General features: G+C 47.6%; 7 protein-coding genes. 3 read left to right on the plus strand and 4 right to left on the minus strand.

Annotated elements, in window-relative coordinates:
- Window positions 1-95 precede the first annotated feature (95 nt).
- Both INF32_RS02320 and INF32_RS02325 read left to right on the plus strand, forming a co-directional pair.
- Window positions 96-2195, plus strand: coding sequence for an alginate lyase family protein (locus INF32_RS02320; RefSeq protein WP_226386804.1), 2100 nt, complete (start codon window positions 96-98; stop codon window positions 2193-2195).
- A gap of 7 nt (window positions 2196-2202) precedes the next feature.
- Window positions 2203-4398, plus strand: a complete 2196-nt coding sequence (locus tag INF32_RS02325) for a GH92 family glycosyl hydrolase (protein ID WP_262892951.1) — start codon at window positions 2203-2205, stop codon at window positions 4396-4398.
- Here INF32_RS02325 and INF32_RS02330 read toward each other — a convergent pair.
- Genes INF32_RS02330 through INF32_RS02345 form a run of 4 tightly spaced genes read right to left on the minus strand, consistent with a single transcriptional unit; the run spans window position 4377 to window position 13036 of the window.
- The gene (locus INF32_RS02330; RefSeq protein ID WP_226386806.1) at window positions 4377-8369 is read right to left on the minus strand and encodes a hybrid sensor histidine kinase/response regulator transcription factor; all 3993 of its coding nucleotides are present in this window, start codon (window positions 8367-8369) and stop codon (window positions 4377-4379) included. The genes INF32_RS02325 and INF32_RS02330 overlap by 22 nt on opposite strands.
- 39 nt (window positions 8370-8408) lie before the next feature.
- Window positions 8409-9062 (minus strand): SGNH/GDSL hydrolase family protein, encoded by a 654-nt coding sequence (locus tag INF32_RS02335; RefSeq protein WP_226386807.1) that lies wholly within the window; start codon window positions 9060-9062, stop codon window positions 8409-8411.
- 3 nt (window positions 9063-9065) lie between these two features.
- Window positions 9066-11141, minus strand: coding sequence for an alpha-galactosidase (locus INF32_RS02340; protein WP_226386808.1), 2076 nt, complete (start codon window positions 11139-11141; stop codon window positions 9066-9068).
- Window positions 11142-11179: 38 nt separating this feature from the next.
- Window positions 11180-13036 (minus strand): FAD-dependent oxidoreductase, encoded by a 1857-nt coding sequence (locus INF32_RS02345; protein ID WP_226386809.1) that lies wholly within the window; start codon window positions 13034-13036, stop codon window positions 11180-11182.
- A gap of 633 nt (window positions 13037-13669) precedes the next feature.
- On the opposite strand from INF32_RS02345, the gene INF32_RS02350 reads away from it, so the two are divergent.
- Window positions 13670-14176: a DUF1735 domain-containing protein gene (locus tag INF32_RS02350; RefSeq protein ID WP_226386810.1), complete on the plus strand. Its 507-nt coding sequence runs from the start codon at window positions 13670-13672 to the stop codon at window positions 14174-14176.
- The last annotated feature ends 1 nt before the right edge of the window (window position 14177 follow it).

Raw genomic sequence — 14177 nt, forward strand, 5'->3', positions numbered from 1 at the left:
TGGTTCGAGAACGGAGATGGCTCAACCTGTCGATTTGTGTATTTGTATTAAAATGACTACTCTTGTATTAACCCTAACCTATAAATAATAATGTTATGAAACAATTGTTGATACTCTCTGTGCTTGCGTGCCTGACTACGGTATTTTCGTATGCACGACAGTGGCCCGACAGGTCTTTGGGCGGTGGCGAAAAACTGCTGTTCAACGAATCCATGATCGAGCAGATGCGCCAGCGCATAGACAATCACCAATGGGCGCGCGACATTTACACGAAGATCCGGCATGAACTGTCCGTTCCGGCCGCCCCTTCGCAGGGAGAAGGCGAGCGGTTCGCCGTAGGTATATGGTATAAAAACGCAGCATTGTACTACCGTATCAGCGGTGATGAGAAATTCCTGCCCAATGTGTTCTCTGCAATTGTCAGCAATTTTAAGCTCGACAAGGCGGAGCAACCCCTCTTTACCGACACGACTAGACGGCTGCGGTCTCATTGGGAGTGGTGCCTGTACAAGTCCAACCTGTTGGTGGCGTACGACCTGTTGCAAAACCACCCTGTGCTCGTACCATATAAAGAACTTATGAAACATCGTCTGGATGAGATCATCGCTCAGGGGTATCGTTTCCTGCGTGGTAGGAAAAGCGTTAATAACACGGGATTTTGGGTGACGACGGTGGTCGGTATGGCGGGATATATGCGTGGCGACAAGGCTGCCATTGCGGAGGCTATCGACGGTGCTTGCGGCTTCAAGGCCATGTTGGCGAAATTTCGCGACCAGGGCAGGTTCAATCCCGAACCGATCAACTACACCACCAACTATATCGACGGTTGCCTGCTGATTCTGGCCGAAGCATCGCGCAACAACTCGATGGAAGATCTCTATGCTTATGTCGCACCTAACGGCGCATCGATCAAGCGGCTGGCCGACTCCTATTTCGACATTGCCAACGCAAACGGAATGGCGGTGGGCAACGGCGATTTCGGAGACTATGTCCTGATCAATGAAGATAAGGTGTTCTATGGCGGTATCGATATATTTTACGGCAAGGGGGGACCTCACCGTTCCTGTCACAAGATGGAGCTGTTCAATGCGCGCTATAACGATCCCAAGTTCGCGTGGGCTATTGCACAAAACCCTGCCCGCGACAACAAATGTTTCGTTTTTTGGGGCTATACGGCTCTCACTCATGGAGCCGAGATAACGGAAACTCGTGCTCCGGAGATCAAGAGCGAGATATTTCCCGGTATGGGCAATGCCATCATCAGGTCGGTCGAAGACACGACCTATTGGAACAGCGATGCGATAACGGCGCATATGCGAAGCGGAAAACCGTTGCAATCGCACAACCAGAACGACCACTTCAACCTTACGATCAATGCCTACGGTAAGAATATATATAAGGATTGGTTCCTGCGTTGGGACTACCTGGCACCCCGGGCATCGAACGGATACAGAAACGCAACCCCTCTTTCGCCGCGCATCATCGGCCATAATACGGTGAGCGTCGATTTTGCAGAACCCACTGTGTTCGATGTGCAATTTTCGGATATCACGCGTCGTGATGGCATGCAGATTGTTTCGGCTGCGGGCGAGGTATACAAGGGCGTTCGGCAGAAGCGGACGATCGGGGTCACCAAAGAGTATGTTATCGATATCTTTACCTTGGAATCCGACCAGGAGCACAATTATGACTATGCCCTCCATTCGGTCGGCAAGGCATCCTATTCGGGCGTGGGGATATGGCAGGAGTATATGCAGCTGAACGATGAGTACAGGATGGGCAAGATCGACAAACAGGCAACTCGGCCCAATAACGTGTGGTTCAGTGCTGTGCGTCGGGCTCAAGCTAAAAAGGATGTCGTGGCCGATATGGTCGACACCGATGGTATAGGCATGGTTGCCATCCTGCTTAACGACACCGGGACCGAAGTCATCGCGGCGGAAACGCCCTATTTTGTCTCCATCCGGGGATGGGATGATATAAGCCCCAAGGCGACGATTCCCGAAAGGAAACCGATGACCGTTTTCCGCCGCCAGGGTAAAAACGCAGAATTCTGCGTGCTGCATCAGCCCTATCGCGACAAAGTATCGCGCTTGAAATTCAGTCGCAAAGGCAATCTGTTCGTCGTCGAGGGCGATGCATTTACCGATACGTTCAATATCGAAAGCTTGGAGTATCACAGAAAAAACAGATAGAATCGTCATGAAACGAGCCTGCATCTCTCTTGTACTGCTGCTGTCGGGTGTCCCTGCGGCCATGTCGAATCCAGATTCCGGGATCGTGCCGTTTGTCGATCCCAGGATCGGCGTGAATGGCGGAGGCAATGTATTGATAGGTCCCTGCCAGCCGTTCAGCATCGTGCGAATGAATCCCCATATGGAAAAACCGCATATAACGTCGGGTTATAAGATAGGTGCCCGTATAACGGGCTTTACGGTGACCGGAGTGAGCGGTACGGGAGGCGGTGGGCGATACGGCAATTTTTGCGTCTATCCCCAGTCGGGTGAGCTCGATCCCTCAAAGCGCCTTTCGGAAGTGGCGGACGAGATGGCCGAACTGGGGTATTATGCCGCAAACCTCACGGCCGAAAGGGTAAAGGCTGAGTTGACATCCACCGAAAAGGTTGGATACATGCGTTTTACCTTTGGACCCCAGGCAGCCAAACATATTCTGCTCGATATGACCAGTGTCATAGACCGGTTTCGTAGCCGTCCCTCGGACGGGCGGTGTGTGGTTGCCTATGGTGTCATGAACGACGACGGTTTGATCGAAGGTCAGGGCGTGTTTCAGGGAGGATGGGGGCATAACAAGCCCTACATCCTCTATTTCAGTGCCAAGACCGATGTGCCATGCAGCGCTTTCGGCGCCTTTAAAGGGGGTGAAACATTGCCCGGTATGCGTGTGATTACGGGAGATAACTGCGGATTTTACATGACGTTTTCAGACTCTCAGCCCCAGGCGATTACGGTTAAGATCGCTGTTTCTACTCTGTCTGTGGGCAAGGCGCGGGAACATCTGTTGCGTTCGGGGGATATGGATTTCCGGCAGGCCCTGGAGGAAAATAGGGCTACCTGGTTGAAGTATCTCGACCGCTTCCGGATCGAGGGCGGAACGCAAAAGCAACGGACACTCTTTTATACTTCACTCTATCGTACCCTCGTGATGCCTACCGATGTTACGGGAGAGAATCCTCAATGGCAAAATTCGGAACCGCATTTCTGGGATTACTACTGCATATGGGATACTTTCCGTACCGTTTTCCCGCTTCTCTCCATTGCTTATCCCTCTCAGTATGTCAATATGATTCGCTCGCTGATAGACATATACGATCATGAGGGTTGGCTGCCGGATGCGTGGGTCGTGGGAGGTATCGCCCGTCAGCAGGGCGGGACGAATGCCGATGTGGTGATAGCCGAGGCAATGGCCAAAGGGATCAAAGGTTTCGACTACGACAAGGCCTATCTGGCAGTTAAGAAGAATGCTACCGTACCTGCCGACGAAAGCTGGGACAACTATCAGAGTGTCATGGCTGGAAAACATGCCTCATACATGGAAAATGGATACGTCCCCGCCCATCGGATCTCGTGTGTGTCGCACACGCTGGAGTATGCCTATAACGATTACTGCATGTCTCGGATTGCCGCCAAAATGGGACATAGGGAGGAGGCCGAAGTTTATGCCCGTCGTTCGATGAATTGCTACAATCTTTTCGATTCCCGAACGGGATTTTTCTGGGCTAAGACGGAGCAGGGCGAATGGGCGGAAAACTTCTCGCCGACATTTATGGACAAGTCGGTGACCAATCGTTATTACTACGAAGGGACGCCGTGGCATTATGCCATGTATGTGCCTCATGATTTTGCAGGTCTGATCCGACGGCATGGAGGAGCGAGGGCTTTCGAGGCGAAACTCGACTCGATGTTCATCGGAAAGTACTACACCCAAAGCAACGAACCCGACATTCATGTGCCCTACCTGTACAACTACGTGGGTGCACAGCATCGCACTGCGGAGGTCGTCAGATCGCTCCTTTCTACCAGATATTCCACCCGCCGTGCCGGATTGCCCGGTAACGACGATTCAGGCTGCATGTCATCGTGGTATATCTTCTCCGCGATGGGCTTTTATCCCATCGCGGGCCAGTCCTTTTATCTGATCGGCTCTCCCGTTTTCGACAAGGTGACCATTGCCCTCGAAAACGGCAAGAAGTTTATCGTCCAGGCCGTCAACAATTCCGAAGCGAACAAATACATTCAACGCGCATACCTCAACGGCAAAGCCTTGGACCGTTCGTGGATCGATCACAGTGAGATCGCACGCGGCGGCGTGTTGCGTTTCGAGATGGGTGACAAACCGTCGGGATGGGCGTCGGATTGTCAGATGCCCATCCCGATGTGACTTTTACGATATTGCCAGGGAGTTTGTCCATATATCTTCTTGAATTGACGAATGAAGTAGTTGCAATCGGAATAGCCTGCGTTCATGGCAACCTCTTCGATGTTTGCTTCTCTTGATTCAATCAGTAATTTTCTGGCATATTTCATTTTGATAGATGTGATGAGATTGTTGGGAGTCTGACCTGTGATGCCCCGAATTTTGGTAAAGAGTTTTGTACGTCCCATGCACATTTCGCGCGCGAAAACATTGATGTCAAAGTCTGGATTGGTTATATTATGTTCGATTATTTCTACTGCTTTTTCAAGTAGTTGCTGATCGTACGGATTTGTGGTCAACTGGTGGGATTGAACCTCTCCTGTGCAATATGACTTCTGTAGTTGTCGGCGGCCATTGATTAGATTGTGGCAGCGGGTTACCAATATTTTTGTGTTGAATGGCTTGGTTATATAATCGTCGGCTCCGATCATCAGTCCTTCCAGCATTTTGTCGACTGAAGTGCGTGCAGTAAGCAGCACGACAGGTATGTGGCACGTATCGTCATTGCTCTTGATAAGACGGCACAGCTGTGAGCCGGACATTACAGGCATCATGACATCCGAAAGTACGAGATCGGGTTGCAGCTTCAGGGCCATGTTATAGCCTTGTTGGCCGTCTGTGGCTTTATAAACTTTGTATATTGATGAAAAAATTTCTTCGAGTACTGCAAGTAATTCGATATTGTCTTCGACGATAAGTATTGATATGGTATGTGAGTCGGATTGATGTTGGGTTGAACGTATTTCCTCGATGAATTCATTGTCAGGTAATACTATGTTTGTTATGCACTCGTCAGGCTCGGTATTGACGCCTGCTTTCTGTTCCTCATTAAAATGTTTGTCGCCTAACAACAACTCGACTTTGAATGTCGATCCTTTGCTGATATGGCTATCGACGCTTATTTGTCCATGGTGTGCCATTACGATATTGCGACTCAAGGCCAATCCGATACCTGTGCCTCCTGCGATTTTTCCGCTCTCACTTTGGAAAAACTGAGAGAAGATTTTCGGCAGATCTTCATGGCTTATACCTATACCTGTATCTGCGATTGAGATGCTGACCTTTGACTGGCTTTGCTCTACAAGGATAGTTACGTTTCCGCCCGGGTTTGTGAACTTTAGTGCGTTGAATATTAGATTGTTGAATACTTTCTCCATTTGTCGCTTGTCGAACCACACCATAACGTGAACGGGTTTGTGGATGTAGTTGAGAGCGACCTGCCGTACTTGTGCATATTCCTTGAACGATATGTATATTTGTTCTAGAAAAGGTATTAAATCATACTCGTTAACTTTAGGAGGCATAAATCCATGCTCTTGTTTATAAAAATCCATCAATTCGCTCATCAATAGTTTGACTTTTTCGACGTTTTTAATCACGCCCAATAAACGACGATAGATGTTCTGCGGAATATTCCCGCTCTGAATAGTCATGTCGAGTTGTGTGGCTATCAGTGTTATAGGGGTCCTTAATTCGTGGGATATGTGGGTGAAAAACTCCAATTTAGACTTATTCATCGCTTCGATACTCTGCTTTTCTTTCTGGCTGAAAAGCAGTGAGGTCTGCAATTTGATACGTGATGTGTAGTTGTATAGAATGACCAGGAGTAATATGCTGGCGATTATGAAATAGAGTAGATAGGCAATAGTTGTACGCCATATTGGAGGCAGTACTTTTAGGATAAGTTGACGTTGGCAGACTAATGGTTTATCGTCTTCCGTGGTGGCTCTTACCCGAAGTGTGTACTTTCCCGGAGAGAGATTGGTAAATGTTATAGGACTCCCTCTCTCTATCTGTACCCAATGGGGATCGAAACCCTCTAACTGATACTCAACCTTCGGGCGCAGTGAACTTATGTAGTTGGTCAGAGCGTACTCGACCGATATTACAGAGTGGTTGTTTCTTAATGTTATGTGATCGGAGTAAGGTAGTGATTGGGATAATATTTTTGTCTCATCCCCCACGATAACAGGCGTATTGTTGGCATATAGCCGTGTGAAGACGACATTGAAATTTTGGGCTTTACGATTCAGGTCGCTTTCATGCATGATATACATGCCGTTAAAACTGCTGATGATCATGTTGCCGGATTCCGTTGTGGTAATGCCACGCTCATTGATACGCGAAAAGGGAAAAAACGTGTTGAATTTGTAATTGGATATGTGGTGGGTTTGGGGATCGAGTACTGATATGCCAGTGGTGCTGCCCAGCAGCATATATCCTGATGGCGATTCACTTAATGCCATAACGTCGTTGTCTGGCAAATTGCTGTTTTCGCAGTTGTATCCGCGAACGTCTCCACTTTCGGGATCAATACATATCACTCCTCCTGCTGATCCAACCCATATTCGTGCCTGGCTGTCCTCTGTCAATGCTGTCAGGCGAAAGATGTGTAATTTAGACTTGGAATCATATCCTCGTTTAAGTGCCTGCCGTTCTTCCTTTCCGTCGATGCAGAGCAATCCATGGTGATTGGTAACCCATACTCGCTGATTCTTGTCGACGAGCATATCCCACACCGTATATGTCCTCCCCTTTGGGCCCGATAGATCTAAAAAATTGACAGATGTATTGTTCTGGGGGTCATATAAATGTATCATATTGCGGCTGCCGATCAGAATTTTGTCTTTGTATGGATGTACGGAGCGGATGAAAGTTGCTGCAGTGGGGTTGTCCGTGAACTCGATTGGAGTGAAGGCCCGTTTATCTATGTCGAATCGGTAAAAACCGCCGTAGGTGCCTACCCATAAAACTTGCCGAACTTTGTCATAGAGCAATGTTTTAATGTTTATTGCAAGAGGAGTGTATGGATTGTGATAGTGGGTAAATGTTTCTGTTTTCCGGTTAAAGAAGTTGAGACCTCCGTCTTCTGTACCTATCCACAAATTTTTTTGATCATCCTCGCACACCTGACTTACTGTCGAGCCCGATATCCCATTACCATCGGAGCGTACGGTATAGTAGTCGCAAAATGAATATTCGGGATGAATACAGTCTACGCCTCCATAGAACGATCCTATCCATAATGAACCTTGTGCATCTATTTCCAGAGCCCAGATCGATGATCCGCTGAGACTATAACGGTCAAATTCGCAATGTGTATACGTCGTAAAACTTTGAGACTGGGGCTTATAATGGACCAGTCCGTGTGCTGTTCCTATCCAATAGTTACCAATATTGTCTTGTCTTATCGCCCTTACGTTGTCATTGGGCATCGAGTTGGTATTTGTAGGGTCATGGCGGAAGTAGGTGAAGTTCATCTGTTGATCAATACGGTAAAGTCCCGAAGATGTCGTGCAGACCCAGATGTTTTTATGATTGTCCTCGTATATGGCATATACGTCTTCAGATTGGAGATAATGTGTTAGTTTTTTGTTTTTATCCACAACATACATTCCTCCATGACGCAATCCCACAAACAGGGAACCATTCGAGGCTTCTAATAGTGCACCTCCGATGAATTTGCCCTTGAAACGCAGATGTATGTCGAATCTACTTGTTTGGGTATTGTAGATCAGCAGAGTGTTGTCTCTTAGTACCCACAGTCCTGATGCGCCATAATTTATTTGACTTACTCCGCCGTTAAAAAGGCGCCTGAAACGCTCTTTACGTAAATCATACTCCAACAGTGCACTTGAATTGACAATATATAAGTGTCCATCCTTGTCGCCGCATATTAGGCGTACGTTGTTGGTCACTAGGCTTGTTGAGTCTCCGATAATGGCTTTGAACGATTTGATTTTGGTGCCGTCCCACATCATCAACCCACTGTTCGAGCCGAACCATATCAGTCCTGATTCGTCTTGATATAGTGTGTTGATAGCATCCTGCAACTGTTCGCCTCGATTGCCTATATGTGAAAAAATGAGTTCACGTCCCTGAGTGCGAGCTAAACTCAACAATAATAAAAATGATAATAATACTCTGATCATCATTCTAAATAATTATGGTTTAGCATCGCGCTGTTTCCGAAACTATTTCATGAACTTTACGATACTGCGTCGCCAATTTTTAGCCATTACAATACCACCTTCGACATTGGGGTGTACACGGTCTTCAACTGTATGGCGCTGCCAGTTGAAACCACGCGCCACGGGCACATATATTACTCTTTTATCATGAATTTCGCGAATCAAAGTGCGAATGGCCTTATTCAGTTCGGGAATATAAGCATACTTCGGCATTTTACCGCTCTCTACGATTTGGGCTACGAAGATGGTGGCTTGGGGATTTATTTCAAGAACGGTATTGATCATCTTTTTGTAGGCGGCAATTATTCCCTTGACAGGCTTTGTCTCATATGAGTGATTGTGTCCGCTTTGGAGTAACACTATGTCGGCGGGATAGGTACTGTATATATTCTTTAGCCGTGAGGCGATATACTCAGCATTCTTGCCGGAAAATCCGGCTTGACGAAATTCTCCAAATCGGCTTTTGCCTGTATGGGGGCCGACAAGCTCTACGTTGTACCCATCGTTGCGTAACATGTCGTATAAAGCAGGAAGATATGAATCTGCGCGTTGTGTTAACGAGTCGCCAATGCCCAATATGGTCACTGGCCGTTGTTTTGCATCGGTTGCACAAATGAATCCGAGTGCCAGCAGAACAATGAAAGGTTTAAGTTTCATAATCTATTTTATTTCATAATTGTACATGACGAAATCACGGGGGGTGTTTATTTGGAAATTGACGTTACCATTCATGTCGGCTTTGACTTTTTGTTGTATGCCCTTGCCTTTGAACACGGGATGAAGCACAAGTGTGGCATAAGGTTTTACGTATAGTTTGAACGTGTGGATATTCTGGCTGTTGTTCTCTCGATAGAGCAGTAGATAACCCCTCGAGTCGTGTATAGACTGGAATCCACACCACGATTCGCCTGATGGTTCGTCGCCAATGGGAAGTATCACTCCATTGTGAAAATCGTGTTGGATTTTTTTGTATTCGTCTATGCGTGAACGTAGGGTAAATGCTGTGTCCGGCAGTCCCGAGAGTTCCATCCAGGCCAATGGTTGTCCGGCTAATGTAGTTGCAAATAGATATTCGAACGAATAGTGTTCGGGATTGTATGGCGACGGAGGATATTTGTCTTTGTTGCGCCAGTTGTTGAGGAATTCGACCTGTAATCTTTCGGCAGGTACGTAACGCGAAAGCATCCATAGGTTACGAAGAGTCCAGTGGGGATAGTAGTTCCCCCAATCGGTGTATCGGTTTTCAAGAAATATGTTGCCGTATTCGGTCATATAGAAATAACCTCCGCGCCGACTTGCTGTTACATCTATATTGAACGTTACGTTGTTTTGTGTTGAGTCCATTACTCTGTCGAACATCATGCGTAGGCGTTCTTCGGCCAGTTTGTCGGCCACTGTCACGCCGTCGATTTTGAACACTTTGATCCCGTCGCGCTTGTACAGTCGGATCAATGCCTGAGCGTCTTTACGCCAATCTGCAAAATGATCTTGTGAACTGGGATTGAACCACAGGGCCAATTCGATTCCTTTCTCTTGACATGCTTGGGTCAGAGGTTTGAGGCCGCGCGGATATTTTATGGGATCGGGTTCCCAGTAGTGGGGATTCGACCAGATGTTTTTGAACGATCCTCCGAATGCCGAATTTCCGCTTTTGCCCGATTGCCAACCGTCATCTATCTGATAATGCGTGATGCCCATGCGTGCCGCCCGGTCAATCTCTTCCAGGCAGAATGCTTCATTCACTTTGCGGTCCTGTCCACGGTCTCCCCACGTGTTGGCCATGATCATCTCGTCACGAGAAGAACAGGTGCTGCGCTCAAGTTTTTGAAAACGCCTCAATTCAGTAAGCCTTTGCTGTTCATCACCTGCATACAGCCCTATGGCACAACCGTAGGCTCTAGTCCATCTGTCGGGGTTCAGATCGCTCCCTTCGACGCCAACTCCTAGTACGTTGACCTTACCGTAATCGATCGAAAAATCGGCATTCGGATAAGCAAGTTGGATGGAAGATACGGGGGCTTGCTTGATGATGAAAAAGCCGGCGTTGGAGAGTTTGTTATGCATGAAAAGCAAATTGCCGCGATACTGGCAATTTTTATAACTCGACGCACGCACTTCTCTGACAAGTGTGTTATTACGGTCGGTGACATCGAAAAACTCTACGGCGTTAATGTCCCAGTGAATGCCACCCAGATTCAATCTGTCGAGTAGGGGATAGGCGGGTCTGCGCTTTTCTCTTTTGTTTGATTCGATGTTTTTTAGATCACCGGGATTGATCGTTTGGAACCCCGATAAACCGTTGGCGCTGCCTTTTAGATAGGTGTCGCAAGCCAGCACTTTGCTCGAAGGGTATATGCGGTATATGCGTTTGACTTGCAACGAATCCAAGCTAAAGGTCACCTCCGCCTCTAATCGTTCACCGCTCACCGCGTTGGCAGCCAGACGTCTAACGCGCAACTCTCCCTGCTGGGCCTTTGCCGTTGTGTGGGGTACGAAAAAATCGGGACCGGCCGCTTTATTTTTCCAGTCGATGCCGCTGGCCTTATCATGCAGGGATAGGGTTATCAGGTTGCCTCCGTTCCACAGGAAAACTCTCTCGATCGCATGGTTGCCGATGCGGAGGGTGTCGTTCTCGAGGGTGGCGTAGCATGATCCGGTAAATTCTGTTCCGTATGAGGAGATACAAAGAAATGACAAGACAATCCATGTCGATGCCTGTTTTAAAATAGCGGTCATATTAGAGAGGTGATTAATGGGAATTTCAGTATGAAACTTTATTTTTTGGGGCCGAGCCAACGACCTGGATTGTATGTCTGATTGTTGGGTAAATCAGGTTTGGCGACGCCTGCTTTCATCAACTCTGTCAACTCTGGGAAATGTGAAGGGAACAACTCCCTTGGGTTGATGTTATGGCGGCGGCACACCGTTGCGGCCATGCCCACCACTTCGCCTAAAATACCTCCTGTTCTCATAACCCTCACAGTACCGAGAGCGACATGCGTTACGCTGATATTGCGTCCCGCCATGAATAGATTGTCCACATTGCATGAGTAGAGGCAACGATAAGGGATCGGATAGGGATGGATACGGATGTGTTTAGCGACCGATTTGAAAGCTCCCTGGGGAAAATTTGCCAGATTTTTTTCATTGGGATAATGCAGATCGATACTCCATGTGGTACTTCCCGTGGCATCAGGATATATTTTGTAATCGATAATGTCATTCTGTGTCAATACGATGTCGCCTATCAGACGTCTCGATTCTCGTTTCCCGCCGATATAAGCCACCCATTCCAACGAGCGTTTCGCATAGTTTTCGCGTGACGAGAACCGGTTTTTGAGAAAACTCCAGTTCGAATATATCACCAAAAGTCCATAGTCGCGAATGCGTTCGAATTGAGATATTTGATTATAGTTCATGCCTGTTTCCCACGTCCATTCGCCCATGGTTACGTTTTCGCAATTAGATTCGTTAATTTCTAAACCGTAATTGAACTCGGGGAATGATGTCTTGGAATTTTCCAGTTTCGAGTACCATTGCACCGATGTCCCCATCGTTATGCTGTCGGCCTCTTCGGGTGCAGTAGGTTCGCCGTACTGCGCTTTTGATTCGCGTCCCATTGCCCAGCGGGCTCCTGCCAGAAAACCGATCGTACCGTCGCCGGTACAATCGGCAAACAACGGGGCGCTTACGACTATTTCGCGGCTGTTTTCAATATGCCTGGCCACGACGCTTTTGATGTGCGTCCCTTTTTTGATCACCTTGAAGGCTCGGAAACAGGGAAAATAGGTGATATTTTTCTCTGCCCGCAATGCCTGTTCCTTTTTGTGGTCTTCGTAATATTCGAAAGGTTTGGCGTTGCCTGCCCGCGAAGGACCGAACTCTTTTTGTAAGCCACCCAAGGCGGGGTATGGCTGTTGTTCTATGCGGCCGCCTAAATGTACTCGCACTTCGGAACTGTTGTTGCCTCCCGGTATTGGGCGGTCATGGATAAGTGCCACGCGGCAGCCTAAGCGGGCGGCACTTATGGCAGCGCTCATTCCCGCTATACCTGCACCCACCACAACCAGATCGTACGAGCCTTTATCCGCAGGTCGGGATGGCAGATTCAGTAATTTGCGTCGTAATTTATCGAGCATGTCTGGGTCGCTGGGAGGGATATCCTTTGATCCTGTGGTGAGAAAAATGGCATCACATCGACCATTAAAACCCGTCAAGTCATGCAGTCGCAATTCGGTCTCTCCTTGGGGAAGATACATTTCACCTGCTTTTTGCCACATCCAGCGGTCGCCTGTGGCTCCCACTACATTTCCGGCAGATCGGGAGCCGACACGCAACAAAAATCGGCCGGCTCCCGGTGCAGTTGACCAGGGCGAAGTCCAGTTGAATGTGCGTACGTATATATGGTATGTCCCTGCGTTTGGGATATATATTGTCGTTACGGCATCTTCGACCGGCTTTCCCATTCCGTGGGCCATTAGATAGGGTGATCCCATCAGATCGGAAAACTGAGGATCAACGACCCAACCTCCTTTTTGGTCGAAATTCTCTGCTTCAATAAATAGTTGGGTCCCGATGCATGGAAGGCATAGAAACAAACAGATTGTTAAAACAGCGGAAAATATCTTCATATATAATTTTGATTTTTAGTTTGTGTAATAATTATAACGACATGTTGTTTTGAGTCTTCTAAGATAATGAATTTTGGAATAAAGATAGTTGTATTTATGTCGTATTCAGTTGCTGATAGTTCGAAAAAACAGGATAATAATGCATATCGGAGATATGGATTTTCTTATGTGTTGATTTTTAGATAGATGGTGGGTCGTTTCGTGTCTGCTGTGGATTGGCGGATTTAAATATCAGAAAATTAATGCGCTGCATAATTATATGTGATGAAATGTTTGAAAATTATACAGCTCTAAAACTCGTGGAACTTCGTAAAATTGAGGTGCAAAATTCTTATTATTTTTCATGATTATTTAATTGATTTATATTCAGTGTATTATCCGATAGTGGCGTTTGTGCGGATTTTTTAGATAGTTTATGTGTCCTCTTATCCGTGCGATCCGGAACTTTTCGGGCGGAAAAAGGTAATTTTTGTCGTCGGAACGGCTCAGAACGGTCTCCGGAGGGCATGCACAGATTTTGTCATTCTTTGACCATAACGTTGCACTTGATTATATTATAAAATAATTCTTTTGTACAACCGAAAAAGCCCGAACCGAAGAAAAAGATCATAAACTTTAAAACTTTCAGTGCTTATGAAGAAACTCGTTTCACTCCTGTTGTGCCTTTGCAGTCTCGGATTCACCGCCTGCGACGACGAGGACGAACAGATGGAATACGCCAGCATCTATTTCCCGCTGGCTACCCGGGCAGGATCGAACGGCCTGTTCTCGGCTTCGTTCGATTTCAGCCGGGATACCACCTTTATTATAGGTGCCTATTGTGCGGGCAGCATCCTGCCTCCGGAGGATATCGTGGTGGGAATCGAAGTGGCGGCCGATTCGCTGGCTTCGGCCGCGCAGACCGATGCTCAGCTGGCGGGGATGACCCTGCTTCCGGCCGACACCTACGAAGTGTCGCCCGCCTCGATGCAGGCCGTGATCCGCAAGGGGACCGAGCGCGGCGACCTGACCTTCACGTTCCATACGCAGACGCTCGATCCGGGGACCCAGTACGTGCTGCCCTTGAAGATCGTTTCGACGTCCCATTACGTGATCGCCCCGAAATACCAGTGCGTGTTTTTCGGAATCAAGAAAAAATAAT

The sequence above is a fragment of the Gallalistipes aquisgranensis genome, assembly GCF_014982715.1.
In the GTDB taxonomy this organism is placed as follows: Bacteria; Bacteroidota; Bacteroidia; order Bacteroidales; family Rikenellaceae; genus Gallalistipes; species Gallalistipes aquisgranensis.

What these genes read in the sequence shown, in the direction of transcription:
- INF32_RS02320 (WP_226386804.1), top strand. Translation starts at nt 96, where the DNA reads ATGAAACAATTGTTGATACTCTCTGTGCTTGCGTGCCTGACTACGGTA.
- INF32_RS02325 (WP_262892951.1), top strand. Translation starts at nt 2,203, where the DNA reads ATGAAACGAGCCTGCATCTCTCTTGTACTGCTGCTGTCGGGTGTCCCT.
- INF32_RS02330 (WP_226386806.1), bottom strand. Translation starts at nt 8,369, where the DNA reads ATGATGATCAGAGTATTATTATCATTTTTATTATTGTTGAGTTTAGCT.
- INF32_RS02335 (WP_226386807.1), bottom strand. Translation starts at nt 9,062, where the DNA reads ATGAAACTTAAACCTTTCATTGTTCTGCTGGCACTCGGATTCATTTGT.
- INF32_RS02340 (WP_226386808.1), bottom strand. Translation starts at nt 11,141, where the DNA reads ATGACCGCTATTTTAAAACAGGCATCGACATGGATTGTCTTGTCATTT.
- INF32_RS02345 (WP_226386809.1), bottom strand. Translation starts at nt 13,036, where the DNA reads ATGAAGATATTTTCCGCTGTTTTAACAATCTGTTTGTTTCTATGCCTT.
- INF32_RS02350 (WP_226386810.1), top strand. Translation starts at nt 13,670, where the DNA reads ATGAAGAAACTCGTTTCACTCCTGTTGTGCCTTTGCAGTCTCGGATTC.